The organism is Coprococcus sp. AF51-11b1 (assembly GCF_027682785.1).
GTDB classification, from domain to species: Bacteria; Bacillota; Clostridia; order Lachnospirales; family Lachnospiraceae; genus Allocoprococcus; species Allocoprococcus comes.
This window is the reverse complement of record NZ_JAQCZB010000017.1, coordinates 1-23367: the sequence shown is the minus strand read 5'-3', so window position 1 is coordinate 23367 and position 23367 is coordinate 1. Positions and strand designations below refer to the sequence as shown.

At 44.3% G+C, this 23367-nt stretch carries 21 protein-coding genes, 1 other RNA gene and 1 other annotated feature; of the genes, 4 read left to right on the top strand and 18 right to left on the bottom strand.

Annotated elements, in window-relative coordinates:
- Window positions 1–7 precede the first annotated feature (7 nt).
- The gene (locus tag PGY05_RS14980; RefSeq protein WP_195368319.1) at window positions 8–1516 is read right to left on the bottom strand and encodes a VanW family protein; all 1509 of its coding nucleotides are present in this window, start codon (window positions 1514–1516) and stop codon (window positions 8–10) included.
- 203 nt (window positions 1517–1719) lie between these two features.
- The gene (locus tag PGY05_RS14975; RefSeq protein WP_195255794.1) at window positions 1720–3480 is read right to left on the bottom strand and encodes a B12-binding domain-containing radical SAM protein; all 1761 of its coding nucleotides are present in this window, start codon (window positions 3478–3480) and stop codon (window positions 1720–1722) included.
- A gap of 136 nt (window positions 3481–3616) precedes the next feature.
- On the opposite strand from PGY05_RS14975, the gene ffs reads away from it, so the two are divergent.
- An RNA gene (gene ffs, locus PGY05_RS14970) (signal recognition particle sRNA large type) lies at window positions 3617–3880 on the top strand.
- An 82-nt stretch (window positions 3881–3962) separates the two neighbouring features.
- On the opposite strand, the gene tadA is transcribed toward ffs, so the two are convergent.
- The 3 genes from tadA to PGY05_RS14955 form a co-directional block, all read right to left on the bottom strand.
- Complete coding sequence (gene tadA, locus PGY05_RS14965; protein WP_172676465.1) at window positions 3963–4484, bottom strand: tRNA adenosine(34) deaminase TadA; 522 nt, start codon at window positions 4482–4484, stop codon at window positions 3963–3965.
- Window positions 4408–5475, bottom strand: coding sequence for a hypothetical protein (locus PGY05_RS14960; protein ID WP_195488757.1), 1068 nt, complete (start codon window positions 5473–5475; stop codon window positions 4408–4410). Before PGY05_RS14960 ends, tadA begins: the two co-directional genes overlap by 77 nt.
- Before the next feature lie 120 nt (window positions 5476–5595).
- Entirely contained in the window at window positions 5596–6732 is a 1137-nt protein-coding gene (locus tag PGY05_RS14955) for a hypothetical protein (RefSeq protein ID WP_008370037.1), read from the bottom strand.
- A gap of 301 nt (window positions 6733–7033) precedes the next feature.
- On the opposite strand from PGY05_RS14955, the gene PGY05_RS14950 reads away from it, so the two are divergent.
- Entirely contained in the window at window positions 7034–7372 is a 339-nt protein-coding gene (locus tag PGY05_RS14950) for a P-II family nitrogen regulator (protein ID WP_055249032.1), read from the top strand.
- Window positions 7373–7495: 123 nt separating this feature from the next.
- Window positions 7496–8746 carry an ammonium transporter gene (locus PGY05_RS14945; protein ID WP_270476243.1) on the top strand — a complete coding sequence of 417 codons (1251 nt, stop codon included), beginning with the start codon at window positions 7496–7498 and terminating at the stop codon, window positions 8744–8746.
- A 282-nt stretch (window positions 8747–9028) separates the two neighbouring features.
- Here PGY05_RS14945 and PGY05_RS14940 read toward each other — a convergent pair whose 3' ends face one another.
- The 13 genes from PGY05_RS14940 to proS all read right to left on the bottom strand — a co-directional run bounded on the left by PGY05_RS14940 (window position 9029) and on the right by proS (window position 22145).
- Window positions 9029–11071 carry a glycoside hydrolase family 13 protein gene (locus PGY05_RS14940; protein WP_055249031.1) on the bottom strand — a complete coding sequence of 681 codons (2043 nt, stop codon included), beginning with the start codon at window positions 11069–11071 and terminating at the stop codon, window positions 9029–9031.
- Window positions 11072–11081: 10 nt separating this feature from the next.
- The gene (gene ftsH / locus PGY05_RS14935; RefSeq protein WP_022220226.1) at window positions 11082–12899 is read right to left on the bottom strand and encodes an ATP-dependent zinc metalloprotease FtsH; all 1818 of its coding nucleotides are present in this window, start codon (window positions 12897–12899) and stop codon (window positions 11082–11084) included.
- A 19-nt stretch (window positions 12900–12918) separates the two neighbouring features.
- Window positions 12919–13440 carry a hypoxanthine phosphoribosyltransferase gene (gene hpt / locus PGY05_RS14930; protein ID WP_044998745.1) on the bottom strand — a complete coding sequence of 174 codons (522 nt, stop codon included), beginning with the start codon at window positions 13438–13440 and terminating at the stop codon, window positions 12919–12921.
- On the bottom strand, window positions 13391–14833 hold the full coding sequence (tilS, locus tag PGY05_RS14925) for a tRNA lysidine(34) synthetase TilS (protein ID WP_270476242.1): 1443 nt from the start codon (window positions 14831–14833) through the stop codon (window positions 13391–13393). Before tilS ends, hpt begins: the two co-directional genes overlap by 50 nt.
- Before the next feature lie 19 nt (window positions 14834–14852).
- Window positions 14853–16271, bottom strand: coding sequence for a SpoIIE family protein phosphatase (locus PGY05_RS14920; RefSeq protein WP_195488875.1), 1419 nt, complete (start codon window positions 16269–16271; stop codon window positions 14853–14855).
- A gap of 72 nt (window positions 16272–16343) precedes the next feature.
- Complete coding sequence (locus PGY05_RS14915) at window positions 16344–16667, bottom strand: FtsB family cell division protein (RefSeq protein ID WP_008370019.1); 324 nt, start codon at window positions 16665–16667, stop codon at window positions 16344–16346.
- A gap of 84 nt (window positions 16668–16751) precedes the next feature.
- Complete coding sequence (gene yabQ, locus PGY05_RS14910; protein ID WP_008370017.1) at window positions 16752–17096, bottom strand: spore cortex biosynthesis protein YabQ; 345 nt, start codon at window positions 17094–17096, stop codon at window positions 16752–16754.
- A gap of 11 nt (window positions 17097–17107) precedes the next feature.
- Window positions 17108–17398, bottom strand: coding sequence for a sporulation protein YabP (yabP, locus tag PGY05_RS14905; protein ID WP_008370015.1), 291 nt, complete (start codon window positions 17396–17398; stop codon window positions 17108–17110).
- 121 nt (window positions 17399–17519) lie between these two features.
- Entirely contained in the window at window positions 17520–17759 is a 240-nt protein-coding gene (locus PGY05_RS14900; protein WP_022220222.1) for an RNA-binding S4 domain-containing protein, read from the bottom strand.
- A 78-nt stretch (window positions 17760–17837) separates the two neighbouring features.
- Window positions 17838–18113 carry an HU family DNA-binding protein gene (locus PGY05_RS14895; RefSeq protein ID WP_117557536.1) on the bottom strand — a complete coding sequence of 92 codons (276 nt, stop codon included), beginning with the start codon at window positions 18111–18113 and terminating at the stop codon, window positions 17838–17840.
- Window positions 18114–18285: 172 nt separating this feature from the next.
- The gene (locus PGY05_RS14890) at window positions 18286–19281 is read right to left on the bottom strand and encodes a CotS family spore coat protein (protein WP_022220221.1); all 996 of its coding nucleotides are present in this window, start codon (window positions 19279–19281) and stop codon (window positions 18286–18288) included.
- Between the two features lie 77 nt (window positions 19282–19358).
- Window positions 19359–20687, bottom strand: a complete 1329-nt coding sequence (locus PGY05_RS14885; protein ID WP_055156192.1) for a CCA tRNA nucleotidyltransferase — start codon at window positions 20685–20687, stop codon at window positions 19359–19361.
- Window positions 20688–20699: 12 nt separating this feature from the next.
- Entirely contained in the window at window positions 20700–22145 is a 1446-nt protein-coding gene (proS, locus tag PGY05_RS14880) for a proline--tRNA ligase (protein ID WP_008370004.1), read from the bottom strand.
- 155 nt (window positions 22146–22300) lie between these two features.
- Window positions 22301–22502: a binding site (T-box leader), on the bottom strand.
- Between the two features lie 118 nt (window positions 22503–22620).
- On the opposite strand from proS, the gene PGY05_RS14875 reads away from it, so the two are divergent.
- Window positions 22621–23313, top strand: coding sequence for an RluA family pseudouridine synthase (locus tag PGY05_RS14875; protein ID WP_022220218.1), 693 nt, complete (start codon window positions 22621–22623; stop codon window positions 23311–23313).
- Window positions 23314–23367 lie beyond the last annotated feature (54 nt).

Sequence of the window (23367 nt, the reverse complement as noted above, 5' to 3'; positions counted from 1 at the left end):
CTTTTTATTACTTAAGTGCAGATGCCTTGCTGATCGCCGCATTAATCTTCTCCTGATCCTGGGTTGCAATTGCTTCCTCCACCAGCTTAGTTGCCTCTGCATTATCTGATTTTGTCCCGACTTTCACGGTAACATCAGAAGTCTGATAGGTGCTGTTATTGATTACTTCCCGGCTGACCTCTTCTCCGTTTTCATAGGTAACTTTCCAGAGCCGTGCCGTGCTTCCATCCATTCCGGCTCCCTCTGTTTCCTGTGAGCCGACCGCACTTTCCGTATCTTCTACATACTTTTTCGTATACTCTGTTGTCTCCAGAGTCTCACTTTCAAATTCCACGGAATGTCCTGCAGCTCTGGTATCTTTTCCGTAAATATAAAAACCAAGCTGGTTATTGCCATCGATATATCCTTCGATCAGGATCGGTGTATCGTAATTATTGACAAATTTAAAATCACTGATTCCTTCCGCTATCATTGCATCCCTTGATGGTTCTACATAGCTGACACTCATGGAATGCGGTGCACGCCGGGTGACCTCCAGTTCCGCATAAAGAACCGCATTATAAAGCGTCGTAGATACCTGACACAGGCCACCTCCGATACTCTCTACAATCTGTCCGTTCTCATAGGCACTTCCTGCCACATAGCCATTCTCTTCTGTGTAAGGAAGTGTGGCCTGTTCCACTGAAAATTCTTCTCCCGGCATAACAACAGTTCCGTTGATCAGCTCCGTTGCACGCCTGATGTTCTGCACGCGGTCCCCCCATCCGGCGTTTGTCGTATAAGAACCAAGCTCATCCTGCAGGGATTCCAGATCTGTCTTTTTGATCGTCGGCTCTTCCGTATCCAGCTTTAACTCGACTTCTGCGTCCTCGTAATTCCATTTTTTGTTCATGAAATTCTTAATCTTCTTCACAGATTTATCTACATCAACCGTATAACCTTCTGCTTCATCTGTCAGATCGAATCCGCTTCCGTTATAGGATGCCGATGCATTGACCGCTTTCTGTTCCAGCGGAACCGCACGTTCCTGGATCAGCTCTCTGAGTTTTGCTTCATCAACTTTAAAGCTTTCATCTATGACATATTTCTTCTTATCTAAATTATGTATCTTCTGATAGCGGCTCCAGATGCTTCCATTTTTTCCGTATCCGACCGCCTTTTCTGCAAGCTTATCAATATTTTCTACTTCCGCTCCCATTTCCTCGATTGACACATCTGCGCCCTGATCTTTTACCTTCAGTACAAGTTGCTTGTTCCGATAATCTCCAAGTGTATTGTTTACCGCTTTCACTGCTTCTTCCTTGGTCATTCCGGATACATCAGTCTTCCCTATAAAAACATTTTTGCAAATATGCTCCTCATCTACCTTGCTCACATACCGCCATAATGTGAACTGAATCACGGAGAAAATAATCACGATGGCTGCAATAACCGTAATCCCCACATGCAGATTTCTCTGCCGGATACGCTTTTGTGCCTTTTCACTTAACTCTCTCTTTTTCTTTCGTGCCGCCATCAAAAAAATCCTCCTGATTTTATATGATATATGGAATAATTGATGTTGCTACCATTGCAACAATAACAACAAGAATAATCACTGCCGCTATCTTCCGTGTCTGTTTTGGATTAAACACTTTTTTTCACCTCAAATCACACATTTGTTTTCATTCTATACTCTTTCATTTCTTTTTTCAAGATATCCATTACTACTGTCAGATGTTACTGTTTGCATAATTCCCGGATTTCTTCTGTAACACAAAATACCTTTGCCTGATGATCCAGTGGGTTCCGGTTCTGGTAGTCAAACAGAAGCACACATTCTTCCTCTTTCATATCCCCCAGAACATCATAAGAAAACCTCTCGATGTGCGTCATTTTTCTAAGCTGCCGCTTCTCCATATTTTCATAATTTTCCAGATAACGCCTCTCTTCATCCTCACGGTCATAGAACAGGCGGAACTCTTCTTTGGAAATCCGCTCATCGCCTGCAAATAACGGACGGCTCTTTGCATTCTCCCTCAGATAAAAGTCCAGTGTCAGAAGCTGCTTATACGCCTCACATCTTTCTGCATCATAAAATCTTGCAAAATCATACAGGATCTCATATCTTGCCGTGCGTGCATGACTTAAAGTATCCAGTCCATTTTCTTCATAATACTCTGCCAGCTTTTCAAAAAGCGTAAATGGTCTTTTAAAGTGTCGGATCAGATAAGGAAGCGTGTAACAGAACTGCCTGCTGTTATAGTAGGTCTCCACCATTTCCTCGATCCCTTTCAGGCGCAGGGTATCCTCATATGGAAGCCACTTTGTATACAAAACTTCATACGGTGGCATTCCTTTATAAACCAGTCCGTAATCGTCTTTCTTCTCTTCCATATAAGAACCCTTCAGTACTTTCAGAAAACCAAGCTGCAGCTGCTCCGGTTCCAGTGCATAAACATCATCAAAGGATTTTCCAAAGCTTTCATAATCTTCATACGGCAATCCTGCGATCAGATCCAGGTGCTGATGTACATTACCATAAGAATTGATTCTCCTTACCACTTCTGCAACCTGTTCAAATTTCATTGTCCGGTGAATCTCACGTATCGTATCCAGGTTGGTAGACTGCACACCGATTTCCAGCTGGATCAGCCCTGGCCGCATGGTTTTTATCAATTCCATTTCTTCTTCATTCAAAAGGTCTGCCGCAACCTCAAAATGGAAATTGGTAATGCCGTTATCATGCTCTTTGATATAACGCCAGACTGTCATGGCGTGATCATGTTTGCAGTTAAATGTACGGTCTACAAATTTAACCTGAGGTACTTTATGATCGATAAAAAATTGCAGTTCTTTTTTTACCAGTTCCAGATCACGGAACCGCAGACACTTATCTATAGAAGAAAGACAATAACTGCACGAAAATGGACATCCACGGCTTGTCTCATAATAAATAATCTTATGTTCAAAAAGCTCCATGTTCTCATATACAAACGGAACCTTACTCAGATCCATGGTCTTGCGCCATTCATTTTCCACAATCTGCCCGGTCTGTTCCCGGTATACGATTCCTTTCATATTCTGAAGTCCGTCCACTGTCTTGTCCTGATAAAAGTGTAAAAGATCGCAGAAAGTCTGCTCCCCTTCTCCTTTCATGACGCCATCCACTTCTGGCAGACGCTCCAGCACCTTTACTCCATCATAAGATACCTCCGGTCCGCCTATCCAGATGATGATCTGCGGCATCACTTTCTTGATCTCCCTGCAGATTTCTTCAACATAAGTAAGATTCCAGATATAGCAGGACAGACAGAGCATGTCCGGCTTCCTTTTGTAGATATCCCGCAGAATCTCATCGAGCTGCTGATTGATCGTATATTCTCCAATACTGATCTCATCTGATGTATCACCATACTTTTCCGCATATGCTTTCAGACAGTAGACTGCCAGATTGGAATGTATATATTTCGCATTGACTGCACCTAAAAGTACTTTCATATCGTTTCCTTTCCGTTTCCAAAAAGTTTTATCTTTAGTATCATACTCCATTTTCAGATTGACGTAAACCAAAATGATAAAATAAAATCTCCTCAGATACATTGACATTTTTACAAAAACACGGTAAAATAATGTTCTGTGCAGCCGGGGTGCTAGCGGTACCCTGTACCTACAATCCGCTATAGTGGGGGTGATGCTGTGCCGAGGGCTTTACTTGTCAAAGCTGCCTCTGGTTTGTGGCGTTGAGATTTGGGTCTTACGCGGCGGGACTCTGTGAACCGTGTCAGGTCGGGAACGAAGCAGCACTAAGCAGAACCTCTCGGGTGCCGTAAGGTAGCCTGGATTGAGTTTACAGCCAGAGTAACGTTTGGTAGGCTTTAGTTCGACGCACAGCGCACAGAAAAAAGAAATTACAAAAGCTACGGATTTTGCTTCCGTAGCTTTTTTCATGCAAAAAAGCCTGCCTTTGACAGGTTCTTCGATTAAGGATTTTCTTCCGGCATATTTGCTGATTCCTGTTCTTTCTTTTTCATCTTCTGCTTCTTGCGCAGTTCCTTGAAAAAGCTCTTCATCATCTGTGAGCATTCTTCTTCCAGAACTCCTGTCGTAAGCTCTGCCTGATGATTAAACGCTTCCACCTGTAGAAGATTCAGGATGGAACCGGCGCATCCGGCTTTCGGATTCATACATCCAACAACCACTCGTGGAATCCTTGCCTGTACAATGGCTCCGGAACACATCTGACATGGTTCCAGCGTTACATATAAGGTGCATTCTTCCAGCCGCCAGTCACCCATTACCTTACTTGCCTTTTTGATTGCAGAAATTTCTGCATGTGCAAGGGGATTCTTATCCGTTGTCCGCCTGTTGTATCCTCGTCCGATAATTTTCCCCTGATATACGATCACACAACCAATCGGTACTTCCTCAATCTTCCATGCTTTTTTCGCCTGACGGATCGCTTCCTTCATGTATTTTTCGTCTTCGGTCAATATCTGCCGCATCTTCCTTCTCCTTTACTTCTTTTCGAATCACTGCCCCTACCGGTCTGCACCAGTAACCGAAATGTTCCTCATCTTCAATCTCATATTCTTCCAGATCCAGTTCGCCATCAGATGGCTTCATGAACTGACTGAATCCAAATGCTCCTGCCGCCCGCTGCTCGCCCGAAAAATAAAGTCCCGGAACCCCAATCCAGCATTTCCCTTCTTTTTCAAATGATACCAGATGATGGTAATTATAATATCCATGGAGCAGAAAATGATTATTCGCAAGCTTCCATTCCTTTCGCGGAAGTCCGGCAAGCTCCTGACGGGTGATCTTATAGATGATATCCTTTGTGGTTTTTGGTGGTAAATCTGAATTTGCGTTCTGAGAGTTTCTTTCTTCCGGCACATTTGGGTTGCTTTTCGATTTCCTAACTGCATCTGTGTTTTTAGATTGTTCTGAGGTCTCCTGTTCTTCTATATTCTCATATTTTCTCTGGCTTGTTTTCTCCTCAAGTATTTTCTCATTTCCTGGCTTCTCGTATTTTTCATTGCTTAGCACGTCTCCGCCATTTGCAATTTTTTTATTTTTCCCCGATTTGTTTAGCTTCCATTCTTCTTCCGTAATCATCCTGCTAACATCTACCGGTCTCGCCTCATCCCAGACTGCTCCATAATATCCTGCATCCGCTCCGTTTCCAGCCCGAAGGATCATTCCACCAATCCTGCCAAACTGTCCATCTCCTCCCACATCGTCTGTCGTATAACTCAGCTTATAACCAAATGCTGCCTGCGCCCCTCTGATCTCTCCCATCCGGATTCCAATACACTTGCCATCCTCTTCATAAAAGAGATATATTTCCAGTGTACGTCCTCCTGCCACCGGAAATCCTCTCCCATAAATCTGGATTTCCGCTGTATCTGTCTGTTCAAGAACCTTCACAAATCCTGTATTTCTTGTCCTTTTTCCATTCTGATATTCATATAAATACCGGATAAAGCTTTTCATAATCTAGCACCTGCACCTTCCTTCTAACTGCCTGTTCTAAACTATTCTGACTTTCCGGTAAAAATTACCATTTTTAAAAAATCAGAGCGGAATCTTCCGCTCTGACAAATAACTCATTGATTAATCCAGATAAATCGGTGGCTCGTAGTCTTTTCCCATCGTAGCTTTCTTTCGCTCTTCCACCCCAAGGAACGCCCACTCTGTCATGTCTGTCCACTTGTGATCTTTTCGGTCATATACCTGTACATAACCGATTCTGTGTGGATGCATACGCACACTGTTTGTCCGATACTCATGTCCGGTATATGGGTTCACATCTCCATTTACCAGATCTTCATCAATATCCTCCCGACGCTTGATCGGCTGGAAATCCTGCGGCCATCCGGAAGATTTCTTTTCCTTTTTCGGAGTAATCAGCTTTGTAAGTTTTGAAAATGGTGAATTTTTCTCCTCATGAACATCTTCAGTTTCCGCCTCTTCTACTACAGGATTTTCCTCTTTCTGACAGGTTTCCGGCTGATTCTCTTCATAAGCCGGCTGTTCCTGGTACGCTTCTTCCTGCGGTTCTGCCTCTTCCTGGTAAGCAGCTTCAGAAGTTTCCTCCGGAATCTCCTCAGCCCCGGCTTCTTCAACCACTTCCGCTTCTATTTCCTGTTCGGGCTCCTGTAATTCTTCTTCAATCTGTTCTGCGTCTTCTGCAGATACTTCCACATCATCTTCTGCCGGTTCTGTGTACGGCTCTGTTTCTTCTTCAGTCAGAATATCTTCTTCCAAAGTATCTGAATCCGCAATGCTTTCCGTCTCCTTGGCAGCATGTTCTTCTGCATCAAGATCCAGTTCCATCTGTACAGCTTCTTTCTCCGGTTCTGCTGTTGTCTCTTCAAGTATATCTACAATCTCTCCAACTGTAATATCACGTTCTACATTCTTTTTTGCTTCTTCTCTTGCTGCCTTTCTTTCTTTTTTCGCGGTAAGCTTCTCAAGTTCTCTTCCCGTCGGCATCTCTTCTTCATCCAAAGCCTCCTTTTCCGAATCCGCATTACCCAGAATGCTGAGCTGGAACGGGCATCCAAGAATATCTGCGATCATACGCATATCCTGCTCCTGAAAATTATCTCTGCCAAGCCGCTGTGTCAGATTCTGACGGGACATCTTTTTCCCGGTTCTTGCTTCGATTTCTTCTGCAAGCTCTTTAATCGTCATATCTTTTCTGCTTAAAACAATTTTTACCTGCTCTCCGAATGTGAGACTAATCATTTATTTTTCCTCCTTTTCTCCCCGTATAAATATATCTTCTTTTTAAATACAGACTTATTGCTTTGTTAACTTAAAACTTTCTTGATAAAGGAATCTTTTTCACTTATCTTTTATTCTAGCAAATGACATTTTATCCGTCAACACCTAATAAATGCACGAATTTTTTGTATTTTTTTTAAAAATAATTTGACAAATCAAAATCAGTCGCTATAATAAAGCGTATCAAGAACGACGGCGTTCCCTATTATCCGGGGAACGCCTTTTTTGTTCTTTTTTTTAATCGAGAAGGAGGGACTCAGTTATGAAAAAACTAGAAATCATTATCCAGCCGGAAAAACTGGAAGCCCTGAAAACAATCCTGGATGCTTCCAATGTCAGCGGTATTATGATCAGTAACATTATGGGATATGGTAATCAGAAAGGACACAAACAATTTTATCGCGGTGCTGAATACAGCGTAAATCTTCTTCCTAAGATCAAAGTAGAAACTGTTGTTGAACCGGAAGTTGCAGAACCTCTGATTCGGAAAATTGTCGAAGAGATCAAAACCGGTGCGTACGGCGATGGTAAAATTTTTGTTTACGAAGTACAGGATGCTGTAAGAATCCGTACCGGTGAACGTGGCTCTGCTGCTCTTTAGCTAAAAATATATGTGAATTAGAATAGTGTTGAATATCGTTATCAAAGAGGATAACTACAAATGAACTGCCTGTAGATCATTCATTGTAGCTATCCTTTTTATTTGAAATGGAGGATGTTAAATATGGGATTATCTGATTTAATTGCGGGCGGAATGGATGCAACCGCCGCCACTGAACTACTGCTTAATGTTATCTGGACAATTGTCGGTGCAACTCTTGTTTACTTTATGCAGGCTGGATTTGCAATGTGTGAAGCCGGATTTACCAGAGCAAAAAATACTGGAAATATACTGATGAAAAATATGATGGACTTTGTACTTGGAAGTTTGTTCTTTTTCATCTTCGGATTTGCGATCATGCACGGAACCGACTGGAATGGTATCATCGGTATAAAAGGGTTCTTCAATCCTACAACACTTGCCGATGCCGACGGACTTTTCAACGGACTGCCAATCGGAGTCTTCCTTATTTTCCATACAGTATTCTGCGCCACATCCGCTACTATCGTATCCGGTTCTATGGCAGAACGTACAAAATTCCTTGCTTACTTATTGTATAGTGCAGCAATCAGTATTTTTATTTACCCGGTAACCGGCCACTGGATCTGGGGCGGTGGATGGCTCGCTCAGATGGGATTCCACGATTTTGCAGGTTCCACAGCAGTCCATATGGTCGGCGGTATCTGTGCACTTGTTGGTGCCAAAATCCTCGGACCTCGTATTGGAAAATATGATAAAGAAGGAAATGCCCGTGCGATTCCCGGACACAACCTTTCCATTGCAGCTCTTGGCGTATTTATTCTCTGGTTCTGCTGGTTCGGTTTCAACTGCGGCTCTACCACAGCAGCTTCCACAAACCTCGGTGATATCGCAATGACAACCAATCTTGCCGCTGCTGCCGCAACACTTGCAACCCTTGTTGTAACCTGGATCCGCTATGGAAAACCAGATGTATCCATGACATTCAACGGTTCCCTCGCCGGACTCGTAGCAATCACCGCCGGATGCGACACCGTCAGCAACTACTCTGCAATCATCATCGGACTGATCGCTGGTATCCTCGTCGTATTCTCTGTAGAATTCTTCGACAAAGTAGCCAAGATTGATGACCCGGTAGGTGCGATCAGTGTCCACGGCGTATGCGGTTTCACAGGCAGTATCCTCGTCGGAGTCTTCTCCCCGGAATACACCCTCAAAACCCAGGTGATCGGTGTCCTTTCAACCGTAGCCTACGTCCTCGTAATGGCAATCATCGTATTCACCACCATCGATAAAACCGTAGGCCTCCGCGTCACCAAAGGAGAAGAACTCGACGGTCTCGATATCCACGAACACGGCTGCTCAGCATATGCAGACTTTAACTTCCGTTTATAGCCGGGCGAAGTAAAATAAAAAGATACAGCCTCTGGGATGCTTGCATTTCAGAGACTGTATCTTTTTATTTTAATGAGCGGCTACGCGACTGAGGAAAGTCATCAGACTTTCCGAGGTTCGCCCGGCGGACGTCTTGTACTACCTTTATCATTCTACATCCCCTGCAATCCTTGCATTTCAGAGGCTGTATCTTTTTATTTTAATGAGCGGCTACGCGACTGAGGAAAGTCATCAGACTTTCCGAGGTTCGCCCGGCGGACGTCTTGTACTACCTTTATCATTCTACCACTTCTTATTCTTCAGCACGATCGCCGATTTCTTACCCATCATCAGTGAAATATTTCCCTCTTTCACGATATACTCTTCGAATTCTCCAATATACCCATCTTCATAAGAATACATCACTCGCGCCATATTATGTCCTTCGGCAACTTCTGCCTGCCATACCGGAACCCTTACTTCCTTCAGATGATCGGAATTATTGATAATAACCACGATCTGCTCATTCCCCCAGAATCTTCCATAGGCCAGAAGATCCGGTTCTGCTTTCAGCATCTTGATTGATCCCTTTCTGAGAGCCAGAGACTTTCTGTGGATTTGGATCATCTCACGGTAGAAATTGATCAGATCCCGGTTTTCTCTTCCCCACGGATAAGTTCTCCGGTTATCCGGATCCGTGAAACCACAAAGTCCTGCTTCGTCTCCATAATAAAGGGTCGGTGCTCCCGGCCAGGTCATCTGCATGATGATCGCTTCCCGCATAACTGCAAGGCTTACCCCTTCTTCTGCCGCACGCGACCCAAGCTGTCCCACACGGCCAACCTTGTGGTTGGTACGCGTCAGGAAACGGGAATGGTCATGGTTTGACAACTGGTTCATCGCCGTCTGAAGTGACGGTGTCATCATATTTGCCATATGATGCTTCATCGCATTCATAAAATGGTCTGCATTTCCGAGAAGATCGTCGCGATATTCATCACTGTGTTTCTCCATCCCGGTCAGAAACCAGGTGACCGGCTCCATAAATGCATCGTAATTCATAACGCTGTCCCATTCATCGCCCTGCAGCCAGTCACTCGGATCTCCATAGTGCTCGGCAAGGATCAGTGCATGTGGATTTGCTTCTTTTACTGCCTTACGAAATTTCTTCCAAAATTCATGATTGTACTCATTGCTTCTTCCAAGGTCTGCCGCAACATCCAGTCTCCAGCCGTCTACATTATACGGCGGTGAAACCCATTTCTTTGCGATACCAAGAACATACTCTTCCAGCTCTTTTGAATCTTCATAATTCAGCTTTGGCAGCGTATCGTGTCCCCACCAGCCGTCATAGCTTCCATTGCCCGGCCATTCATTCTCCCCGGTACGGTGGAATAGAAAATAATTCCGGTACGGACTCTTCGGTGACACAAAAGCACCTACTTCGTAACCATCGGCGCTCTCGTAGATCAGCTCTCTGTCCAGCCATTTATTGAAAGAACCACAATGGTTGAAGACGCCGTCAATGATGATTCGCATTCCCCTCTTATGGAGTTCTTCTACCAGCTTGATGAACAGCCGGTTACTTGCTTCCAGATTCTCTTTTCTGGTAGTTCTTGTCCGGTAACGGTCCGCATGGATATTGTTATTTTCTCCCGGATCCAGAAGCCTTCCTTCATCGACTTCAATTTTACCGACATGCGGATCAATATAATCGTAATCCTGTGTGTCATATTTATGATTAGATGGTGATACAAATAGTGGATTACAATAGACAACTTCTACTCCAAGTCCATGCAGGTAATCCAGTTTATCAATGATCCCCTGGATATCTCCTCCGTAAAATTCCCGTACATCCATCGGCTGCGGATCCCGGTACCAGTCATCTACATGCTGAACCTGTTCTCCAATATAAAAGTACTCTCCCGTCTGTACATCATTATCCGGGTCGCCGTTACAGAAGCGGTCTGTATAAATCTGATACATGACCGCTCCTTTTGCCCAATCCGGTGCCGTAAAGCCCGGCACGATTTTAAAATCATAATAATCCACAAGTTTGCTCTCTGCTCCCCATTTGTTATAGTAGCAGATCTCATTTCCTGATCTGATCTTAAAATGATACCGGAATGGTTTATCTTCTAATTTGTATTTCACTTCATAAAAGTCAAATGCCTTATTTGAGATTACTTTGTTCATTGGAATGCATAGTTCGCGGTTTTCCAGATAGACTTCATCTACGTCGTGAGCTGCTGTACGGAACCACAACTGAAGTTCATCTCCTGCCTCCGGTTCCGGCGGACTCACATACGCCTCTGTTCCATCACAAAACAATGCTTCTTTTTTCATAATCTAGCCTCTATTCTTCAAATAATGCTTCAAATTCTTCTCTTGTAATCTTCTCTTTTTCAAGAAGCAGATCTGCACATTTATAAAGAACAGCTTCATGCTCTTTAATAATGGTCTTTGCACGGTCATAACATTCATCAATGATCCGCTTCACTTCACTGTCGATCGTTGTGGCAACCTGTTCACCATAACCTCTGGAGGTATGACCAAAATCTCTTCCGATAAATACTTCATCATTATCATCTCCATAGCTTACAAGACCAAGTGCTTCCGACATACCGAACTTCGTTACCATGGATTTGGCGTATGCTGTTGCCTGCTTGATATCCTGGGATGCCCCGGTTGTAATATCATCAAAGATCAGCTCTTCTGCCACACGTCCACCTAGTGATACGGTAATATCCTGCAACATCTTTCCTTTGGTATTGAACATCTCATCCTTTTCAGGAAGCGGCATCGTATATCCGGCTGCCCCTACACCGGTAGGAATGATCGACACGCTGTACACCGGTCCTACATCCGGAAGTACATGGAATAAGATGGCATGTCCTGCTTCATGGAATGCAGTGATCTTCTTCTCTTTATCAGAAATTACACGACTCTTCTTCTCTGCACCGATTCCGACTTTTACAAATGCTCTGCGGATATCCTCCTGTTGCAGATACACTCTTCCATCCTTTGCTGCAAGGATCGCAGCCTCATTCAGAAGATTTTCCAGATCAGCTCCGGTAAATCCTGCCGTTGTTCTCGCAACCTGTTCCAGATCCACATCATCCCCGAGCGGTTTGCCCTTGGCATGAACCTGAAGGATTTCCAGGCGTCCCTTTACATCCGGTCTGCCGACCATGACTTTACGGTCAAAACGTCCCGGTCTTAAGATCGCCGGATCAAGAATATCGACACGGTTGGTTGCTGCAAGTACGATGATTCCTTCATTCGCGCCAAAACCATCCATCTCTACGAGGAGTTGGTTCAGCGTCTGCTCTCTCTCATCATGTCCGCCGCCCATACCGGTTCCACGACGTCTTGCCACGGCATCGATCTCATCGATAAAAATAATACAAGGTGCATTTTTCTTAGCATCCTCGAAAAGATCTCTTACACGGGATGCTCCGACACCGACAAACATCTCCACAAAATCAGAGCCTGAAATGGTAAAGAACGGGACACCTGCTTCTCCTGCAATTGCTCTTGCAAGAAGCGTCTTACCTGTTCCCGGAGGTCCTTCAAGAAGGACACCTTTAGGGATTCTGGCTCCTACCTGCGTATACTTCCCGGGGCTCTTGAGGAAATCCACGATCTCTGCAAGCTCTTCCTTTTCTTCCTGCAGTCCGGCAACCTGCGCAAACGTCACATGGTTTTCTTCCTGCGTGCTCATCTTTGCCCTGCTCTTTCCGAAGTTCATCGCTTTTGCATTCGATCCGCCCTGACGATTCATCATCATCACAACAAATACCATGATACCTGCCATCAATATGATCGGAACCAGTGTTGTTGACATCCAGCTGTCCTGCGGGACATTGTCCACACTGTAGGAAATATCATAAGATTCAAGCAGATCCTCTGCACTGTTGACATCGGATACATGAAGCTGTTCGATGTCATCATTCTTCAGCCGGATCTTCAGTGTCCCGGTCGGTGCGACTTTGTTCTGCTTGACCTCTACACTTTCTACCTTCTCTTTTTTCAGATCTTTCTGAAAATCCTGATACGTGTATGCTGTCTGCTGCACACCCGACTGGCTCATAAACCAGTACACACCTGCCAGCACCAGAACACAGAGCAGAATCGAAAGACCACTGATTCCTCTTGTCTTATTATTATTCAAAACCTGCTCCTTCCACCTGTTACATCTCTACACTTCCGATGTACGGTAAGTTTCTATATTTTTGTGCATAATCCAGACCGAATCCTACCACAAATTCATCCGGGATATTAAATCCGACATAATCTACATGTACATCGCGCACACGACGATCCGGTTTATCAAGAAGTGTACAAAGCTTCATGCTCTTCGGTCCTCTCTTCCGAAGGATGTCAAGCAGATAATAAAGAGTACGTCCTGAATCTACGATATCCTCAACAACAATTACGTCTTTTCCTTCCAGAGACTCATCCAGATCTTTTGCAATCTTAACAATTCCACTGGACTGGGTTCCGTCACCATAGCTGCTGACACTCATAAAGTCCATTGTTACCGGCACTGTAATCCTTTTTGCCAGTTCACACATAAAGAACACTCCACCCTTTAAAACACAGATCAGATGAACCTGCTTTCCCGCATATTCTTCACTGATTTTTTTTCCAAGTTCTTCAATTCTAGCATTTACTTCTTCTTCCGGAATTAACATTTTCACTTTCTCGGCCATTTAAAGTACCTCCATTTATCGTAATTTCTAATATTTTCGTTGTCTGCTCTGTCACCTGGTATGCCTTGCTCTGCCGGCAGCCCACAATCCATAAAATCTCGCTTCCCTCTGCGATCAGAGGAATTCCGGCACGTTCTGCCACTGGTATTTTTTTATTGATAAAATAGGATTTCAGCTTCTGCCTTCCTCCGCTTTCATCAATTACAATAAAATCGCCAGCCCTTCTGGTGCGTACAGCGACACTCTGTTTCATTATACCATAATCAAACCATTTCGTGTACGTTTTTTTCGGGATCTGGCATCTGCATTCTTCTTTTTCAAAAATACGGTAGGAAATTTCCCATTTCCCGTAAGATATCTTTCCCGAAACCTGCTTCAGATCCAGATTTTTCTCTTCTTCTGCCAATTCCGTGTCCTTCTTTTTCCGCTTCAGTTCAATTCCTTCATAGGTTCTGCATGCACAGACCCCATAAGGAAGATCCAGTCTTTTTCCAACCTGCTTTTCAAACAGTCCCTCCAGCTTTTCTACATGAACCTGCTCCAGATCTTTTTCATGTTCTGCCACCAATGCCAATGCTTTCCGGAGAATCATTTTCCGGATCAGCCGTTCCTGTCGGTGATATGCATCTGCATGGATGCAGATTTTTTCTCCATTTTGGTCAGTACAGATCTGATATGCACTTTCTGTCTGCCGTTCCATATAATCCCAGATCTCCCTAAGCTGATCCATAGACCGATTCATATGCTCCACGGTTTTTTCATTGATATTTTCTTTAAAATACGGAATCACATGGTTACGGATGCGGTTTCGCATATATGCATCTTCCATATTTGTCGCATCAATGCAGTAAGGCATCTCCCGTCCTTTCAGATAATCCTCGATCTCTTTTCTCCCCACGCAAAGAAGCGGCCGTATATACATCCCATTTACCGGATATATACCGCCGAGTCCCCGAAGTCCGCTGCCGCGGGCCAGATGCAGGAAAAATGTCTCTGCATTGTCATCCTGGTGATGTGCCAGTGCGATCCTTGTTCCTCCCCATTCTTCCGCTGCCTGCTCAAATATTTCCCTTCGTGCAGTCCTTCCCGCCTCTTCTTCTGACATCCTGCATTCCACTGCCATTTTCGGAATATCCACCGAAACACTCCTGCATGGGATTTCTTTTTTCTCACACAGTGTCTTTACAAATTCTTCATCAGCTTTTGCCTCTTCCCCACGGATCCCGTGATTCACGTGTACCGCAAGGATCTCAAATCCGATCTTTTTTCGCAGCTCTTCCAGTATCAGAAAAAGGCATACAGAATCTGCCCCTCCGGAAAGACCAACGACAACTTTATCTCCTTTTTCAAGCATCTTCCACTGCCTGATATAGTTCTCTACTTTTTCTAACATGGTAAATTCCTCTCGTCTTTTATCTACTGTAACACATCTTCCAGATTCCCGCCACAAGGACTGTCATATCATCTCCTGCTTTTCCGGCCGCCAGCTCCAGCACCTTATCCAGAATATAATTCGCCAGTTCCTCCGGATTCTCCAGCGGACTTCCCCCAATCATCAGATCCAGTAAATGCTCCTGCTCTCCTGCCGGAAGCGCATCCAGGATCCCGTCCGATACCATGACCACCACATCTCCGGATTCCAACTGTCTGGTTTCCTTTTCACTTTGCTGTCTCTGGATTACCCCCAGCGGAAGACTTTCCGAACGGATATGCTCCACCCCGTCTTTAGTCCGCAGAAATGTCACTGCCGCTCCTGCTTTTACAAACTCACATTTTCCATTATAGAGATCAAAAATGCTCATATCAACCGTAGAAAAGCGAACCTCTTCCCGTCCCATAACAAGAGCCGTATTGATCATGGAAAGTGCAGTTTCCACAGGAAATCCTGCTCCAAGAAGCTCTTCCAGCATTTCTACCAGCATCCCGCTTTCCTGTAGCGCTCTCTCACCAGATCCCATTCCGTCTGACAAAATTGCCGCCTCTTTTCCACCCGGAAGTGTCTTCATAAGAAAACTGTCACCAGATACCTTTTGTCCGTTTTTTCCCATTTTTGCCACACCCTGCAGCACATAATATCCCGGTCCTTCCACACATACAATAGTTTCATACTCCTGTCCCAGAACCTGCCTCTCGTTCTGAGCCGGGCACATCCTTCTCTTAGTACATACTGATAAAAGCTCTGCCGCTTTTCTGGTTGGGATACAGTTTCCCTTCTCACTTTTTACCGTTACATGAATTTCATATCTGCCATGCTCATCCACAAAAAAAACGGAACTCAGCATCCGGATCCCTGCCTTTTTGAAATGCTGCGCAACCTTTTTTGCAAGCGGCGGATCCGTAAAAATACTCGCATCCAGATCTCTCGTCACATGGCAGAGCATGTCCGCAAAAGAATCCAGCTGTGCTGCACATCCCTCACGGCTCTGTACCATCTTATTATTCCACACCAGAATCCTTTTTGCCTCCTGGAAAGTTTCCAGTGATTCTCGTAAAAACCGTGGTGCCTGAATACACTCCCTCTGAAGATGCTGTTTCATCTCTTTATTCAGTTCTGCACCATATCCTTCAATCGTACATAAAAGATCATAAAAAAGCTGCCAGTGTTCTGCCTTCTTTCTCTCCAGGCACTCTGATTTCCTGCTGCATCCTCTGCACACCTTCTCCGTAATCCGATCATACATTTCTGTCATTTCTTCGGGTGTAAAACATTGCTTTTTCGGCTCCATTTTCAGAAACCTGTCTGCCAGATGCCGAAGCGACACTGCCATTTTATCTGCCTGCGTTACATATGGACTTGTGATCACTTGCTCCTCTCTGTATTTAACCTCCATTTGCCACCACCCTCTAAATTTCTATGAATGAAAAAAGCTTCGGGATATTTTCTTCCCAAAGCTTTTCTTACGTTACTGCTGTGCGCGGAACAGAATCTCATTCTCCTTTACAAGTCCCAGCTTCTCTCTGGCGACTTCCTCGATGTATTCATCTGTTCCTACATATTTTTTCAGTTTATTAATTTCTTCTGAGCGTTCTTTTTCCGCATCGATCTGTGTCTGCAGTTCTTCTTCCTGCACCTTATATGCATCATTGCTCTTTTTGAGCGCCATCCCATGTACAATAACCATGCCGCATAATAATATAATAACTGCGGTAATCGCAACAATACTTCTTTTGTGCTTCTGAAGCCCGCTCCCCGGACGCTTTTTCCGGTTCTTCTTTAAGCTTCCCATCTAATCTATTCACCTTTCGCTATCAGTTGATCTTGTATAGCTTCTTACTACCAAACCCATTTAGTCTTCTACAGTGTACCGTTTTTAATCAGATTTATCAACTCTTTTTACTCTTTTTTCACAAATTCGTGTAGAAATCTTTTTGTAAGCTCTTACAAAGACAGCTGAAAGCAGCGCCATCCCGATTGATCCGAGCGCAATCCCCAGTCCGATATACCACCGCAGAACACCATCACTCGTATGATAGATCTGCACAAAAGTATAAACGGAAATTCCTGCCCAGTAACAGGCATCCTCCAGATTGATCAGCCACAGTCTGTGAGCAACCAGTCTGCGCAAAACCCTGATCCACAGATAGACTGCCACAATCAGGACACCGGTCAGGATTGCATAGCAGAAAACCCTGATCTCAGTTCCGATACCAGACATTTTTTCTCCTCCTACCGAAACAATTTTGACAACAGATTTTCTCCGGCTTTTGCTCCCGAATGGATATCCGAATAAGAAATATTGTCAATATTGCCTGCCAGGTCGACCTCCCCTTTTTCAAGATTCAGCCGGTTTACATGCATGTCCGTACCTTTTACCATCAGCATTCCCTGCTCTGTCTCAAGCAGGATTTCATTTAAATCAAAAGAAAGAACGTCCAGCACTCCCGTTACTGTACCTGTCTTCCGGTTATTGATAACCAGCCTGTGATTCTGAGGTTTTACCAGCTGTCTCTCTTCCATACAAATCCCAACCTTTCCTATACTGTCTTTCTAGTTATTGTATGAATAATATCTGGTAAATATGCCTCGGATCCGCTGCCGGAACAATCTCAAACCACATCTTTTCAGATGTTCCGGAACTTTAAAGATAACGGAATAAATCTGCCGCCTCTTCTTTTTTAGTCGTATCTCGCAGATCCAGAACCTCTGCCTTTACAGTCTTGGTTCCAAACTGGATCTCAATGATATCACCTTTTTTTACTTTCGTGGAAGCCTTCGCCACCGCCCCATTGATCAGGACTCTTCCTGCATCACAGGCTTCATTTGCAACGGTACGCCGTTTGATCAGGCGGGACACCTTTAAAAATTTATCAAGTCTCATTTTGATTTTCCCTTCCCGTAATATGAATAAAGCGCAGCCCTTTTCAGACTGCGCCATTTTTCAAAAATGTTCTACAAATTATGCATTAACAGCATCTTTTAAAGCTTTTCCTGCTTTGAATTTCGGAGCCTTGCAAGCTTCGATCTTCATAGTTTTTCCAGTCTGTGGATTTCTTCCTTCTCTTGCAGCTCTTTCGCTTACTTCGAAAGTTCCGAATCCTACTAACTGAACTTTTTCACCTTTTTTCATTTCTTCTGTAACAACATCAACAAATGCTTTTAATGCTTTTTCTGCATCTTTCTTTGAAATATCTGCCTGTTCTGCAACTGCAGCTACTAATTCTGTCTTATTCATGACTTACGTCCTCCTGTAAAATATACTCCCGGAACACCCCGGCATTTTGTCTTTTTGCTAGGTTTATTCTGCGTATCCATGCGTTCTGACACGCCCCTTACCCTACATATGTTATATAGGTTTTTACCTTCTTTGTCAAGTCTAAACCCTTAAAATCTAAGAAAACCGAACGCTATATCTGAAACGCAAACAGATTCCGCAAAAACCGCTTTTTTTCTTCTGTCTGTGCGACAGAAAGTGAAAGTTTTTCGACATTTTTTGCAGGAATCCATGCCTTTCCTGAGTGGTAATACGAATTGGTGATCTTCCAGAATTTTTCCGGATAAGCAAGACGGATTGCAAGGTAATCCCGTTCTTTTTTCCCAAGATTATTCACCGAATCATACGCTCTCATCATCCGATATCCAAGCCGTTCATCATAATGATGCTTTTCCATACATTTGCGCAGGAAATAATACAGATCTTCCATCTGAACATCCCGGTGTGCATGTTCAAATCCAGTCACCGCCATGCCCTCCTGACAGACCAGAAGATTATGATAATTATAGTCTCCGTGGACCATATGATTTTCTGCCTCCGCTTCTTTAAAAACACTGTCCAGATCCATATTTTCCAGTATTTTCAGCACTCTGTCTGCCCAAAAATACATCTGGTCATATCCCTTTAAAAATGCGATCTCAAACGGGCTTTTCACACTTCTTCTGCAGACAAATTCCCGAACCTTTCTGAGTTCTCTGTTATGCCTTGCATACTCCTTGATCACCGGATTTTCTTCTCTTCCTGCAAATCCGTTTTCTTCCCCAGCCAGACGCATGCATAGATGGATCCGGGCAAGATTTTCCGCACCGGCGATCAGTTCATTTTCACGTCTGACATCACACTCACGTCCCTGAAACCATTTCTTTAAGATATAGCCTGTTCCATCCTCGGCTTTACTGACATAAGCATCCTCTTTATTAAGCAGAGGCGTATCTACCCATTCAAATCCATTCGCATTTAACTGCTCATATATTTTTGCAAGCGCGCAGATCCGGCTCTCCTCCATGCGCGTCTCCTTCAAGAGGAGCAGCCCCTTATCTGTATCGCATAAAATAGCACCCCTTACTTTATGGGTGCCGAATACTTCCATCTGATATTGTGTCAATACACTGATTCCATAATCTTTCATGGCTTCCCCCTGCCGCTTTGTTTTACCGGTCTTTCTAATGTATGCAGGGGGAGACTTAAGTCATGCATGATTTTTGATTATTCCAGTTCTTTTATTCTGGCAAGTAAATATTCCCGTGTATTTTTCTCCGGTTCCTCGATCACTTCCTGTAAAAGTGTCTGGAGTGTCTGACCAATTTTCGGTCCTTTTTCAATACCTGCCGCGATCAGATCCTGACCGTTTACTTTCAGTTCTTTTAAAGAAACACATTGCTTTTTCTCCAGAATCTCCTGGTAGCACTTCTCGATACCAGCCAGATTTTCCAGCTTCTTATCACGCTGATAATCACTCTGTGCCAACGTATCAGCCATCCGTACCTTCATATAATACGGGAACAGTTCCGCACTGATCCGGTTCATTGCGCGGCGTACATGCTTCATCGTTGCAGGCATCCGGTCATCATGATACAGCACCAGCTTTGACACCTTACGCAGCGTATCATTATCGAATTTCAAGCGATGCATGATCGACTTTGTGAGTTCTTCGCTGACGTATGCATGCCCTTTAAAATGTGCCGTCCCATCCGGATCGACCGTCTTTCGTGCCGGTTTCCCCGTATCGTGAAACAGCATTGTAAGACGCAGCACTTTATCTGCCGGAATATTCATCAGCGCATGGATCGTATGCTCACCTACATTATAACAGTGATGCAAAGTTTCCTGCGTTGTTTCCATCATTGCATCGAATTCCGGGAGGATCACCTTTGTGATCCCAAGCTCATATGCATCCTGGATCTTTTCCGGATGATCGGAGACCAGAAGCTTTACAAGCTCTGTCTGGATACGTTCTGCACTGATATAGGAAAGATTTGGTGCAAGTTTTCGGATTGCCTGTCTGGTCTCTTTCTCAATCTCAAATCCAAGCTGTGCCGAAAAACGGATCGCCCTCAAAATCCGCAGGGCATCCTCCGAAAAACGTGCCTCAGCATTTCCCACACAGCGGATCACACCTTTTTTCAGATCCTCCATCCCATGAAACAGATCCACCAGTCCGTCCTGTTCATTGTACGCCATCGCATTGATCGTAAAATCCCTGCGCAGCAGATCCTCTGATAGACTTCTGGTAAACTGCACTTTACTCGGATGCCGGTTGTCTTCGTATTTCCCGTCAATCCGGTATGTCGTCACTTCAAATCCTTCTCCATTTAAAAGCACCGTAATCGTTCCATGCTCGATTCCGGTGTCAAAAGTTCTGGCAAATAATGACTTTGTCTCTTCCGGCGCTGCCGATGTTGTGATATCCCAGTCACCCGGCACACGTCCGAGAAAAGAATCCCGGACGCAGCCGCCGACTGCATATGCCTCAAAGCCATGTTTTTGTAATGTAGTTATAATTCGATTCACCTTTTCAGGTAACTGAATTTTCATATACATTCGCTCCTAGTATGCTTTTCCAAAATAAACAACATGTTTAGCCTGTTTGCCACAGAAAATACAGGTATCTCCGTCTTTTACCTGATCCTCTTTGCAGATACAGCGGGTGGTTGCTCCACCTGTTGCTGCCTTGATCTCATCTTCACATTCTGCGCTTCCACACCATTTTGCTTTGATGAATCCACGTTTGGTGTTGAATTTTTCATTCATTTCATCCATGGTTTCAGCAAAATCAATATGGCTGTCAAGGAATGCTTTTGCACGGTCATACATATCCTTCTGGATTGTTTCAAGGATCTCGCCAAGTTTTGTCTCGATCTCATCTAAAGAAACAACGATCTTTTCTCTTGTATCACGACGTACAACAACAACCTGGTTCTGTTCGATATCCTTTGGTCCGATCTCGATACGTGTCGGGATACCAAGCATTTCCTGCTCACTGAATTTCCATCCAGGGCTCTTCTCAGAATCGTCGATCTTCACGCTGTAGCCAGCTTTTTTCAGTCTCTCTGTCAGTTCATTTGCTTTTTCAAGAACGCCTTCTTTGTGCTGTGCGATCGGAATGACTCTTGTTTGAACCGGTGCGATTCTCGGTGGAAGAACAAGTCCGCTGTCATCACCGTGAACCATGATCAGGGCTCCGATGATACGTGTAGACAGTCCCCATGAAGTCTCATATACGCTGTGAAGTTCATTGTTCTTATCCAGATATTTGATGTCAAATGCATCCGGGAACGCATTTCCGAAGAAATGGCTGGTTGCAGACTGAAGTGCTTTTCCGTCATGCATCAGAGCTTCTACGGTGTAAGTGTCCTGTGCACCTGCGAACTTCTCGCTCTCTGTCTTCGGACCTGATACGAACGGGATTGCAAGGGAATCACGGATCAGTTCCTGATATACACGAAGCATGGTCAGTGTTCTCTGTTCTGCTTCTTCATAAGTTGCATGAATGGTGTGTCCTTCCTGCCATAAGAATTCTCTGGAACGAAGGAACGGTCTGGTTGTCTTCTCCCAGCGAAGTACCGAACACCACTGATTCCATACTTTCGGAAGGTCACGGTAAGACTGTACGGTTCTTGCCCACAGGTCGCAGAACAGAGTCTCCGATGTCGGACGGATGCACATTGGCTCCTGAAGAGTCTCAAGACCACCTTTTGTTACCCATGCAACTTCCGGTGCAAATCCTTCGATATGATCACTTTCCTTCTGGAGAAGGTTCTCCGGGATCAGCATTGGCAGATATACGTTTTCAACACCTGTCTCTTTAAATCTCTTGTCAAGGTCTGCCTGGATCTTCTCCCAGATTGCATATCCATTTGGAAGATAATTAAGACATCCTTTTACACTTGAATAATCACAAAGCTTTGCTTCTCTTACAACGTCGGTATACCACTGTGCGAAATCTTCATCACGAGAGGTAATCGCCTGTACAAATTTCTTTTCCTTAGCCATTGATAAAGTTCTCCTTCTCTTCATTTTTGATTTTATAAATAAGGTTATCATAAAACCAGAAGATGCTGCTCTCTGCAGCCTCTGCCGGATGCAGGGGATTCAGATCAGACATGCTTTGCCCGTAAAATAAAAAACACCAAATCTTCATGCCCCTGACAAGGGACCGAAAATTCGGCGGTACCACCCTAATTAATCGTATTACGATTCACTTCATTACCCGTTAACGCCAGGCATACGCCACACTTTTCATGCGGAACTCCAAGGTCGGTTCTATAATTTCCATGTAGCTTCCTCCCACCAGCCAGAAGCCTCTCTGTGCCACTTTCATCATATACTAGTCCTCTTCATCGTCAAATCTCTTCGATTTACTATAGAGTTTAATTGAGATTTTCGGATTTGTCAACCCAATTGACAAGCCCTTTCCGTTATGCTTTAATCAAAGAAACAAAATTTTCGCATATGGGGAGGAATTATTTTGCAAACACCTGAAATTCTATATGAAGACGACCAGATTCTGGTCTGCCACAAACCTGCCGGTGTTCCCGTGCAGACAAAAAAGATCGGCACACAGGACATGGAGAGCATTCTGAAAAATTATCTGTTCATCCATTCTTCACATCATGCCGGACATAAGCCACCTTATCTTGCCGTGATCCACAGACTGGATCAACCGGTTTCCGGCATCCTGGTTTTTGCCCGCACACCTGCGGCCGCGAAAAATCTGAACCAGCAGTTACAGAACGATCAATTTGAAAAATACTACCAGGCTGTAGTATGTGGATCCCTTCCGGACTCCGGCACTCTGACCGATTATCTGGTAAAGGACGGTCGCACCAATACCTCCCGCATCTGCAGTAAAAATACACCCGGTGCCAAAAAAGCTGTCCTTTCGTATGAAATACTGGAAACTTCCGAAGTGACTGGCTTATCCGTTGTTCAGATCCATCTCGGAACCGGACGCCATCACCAGATCCGTGTCCAGATGGCAGGTGCAGGCGCACCACTCTGGGGTGACAACAAATATAACCCGGAATTTGTAAATAAAAGAGGATATTTCCCGATTGCACTGCGGGCTTTCCGGCTTTCTTTCTGCCATCCGACCACCGGAAAACGTATGGAATTTGAAGTCCCATGTAACTGGGAACAGTTGGAAACAAAAGCAGATTAGCCTGCAAATAAAAAGTCAAGGCTAAATTGAAGAACATTGAAAATTTTATACAGG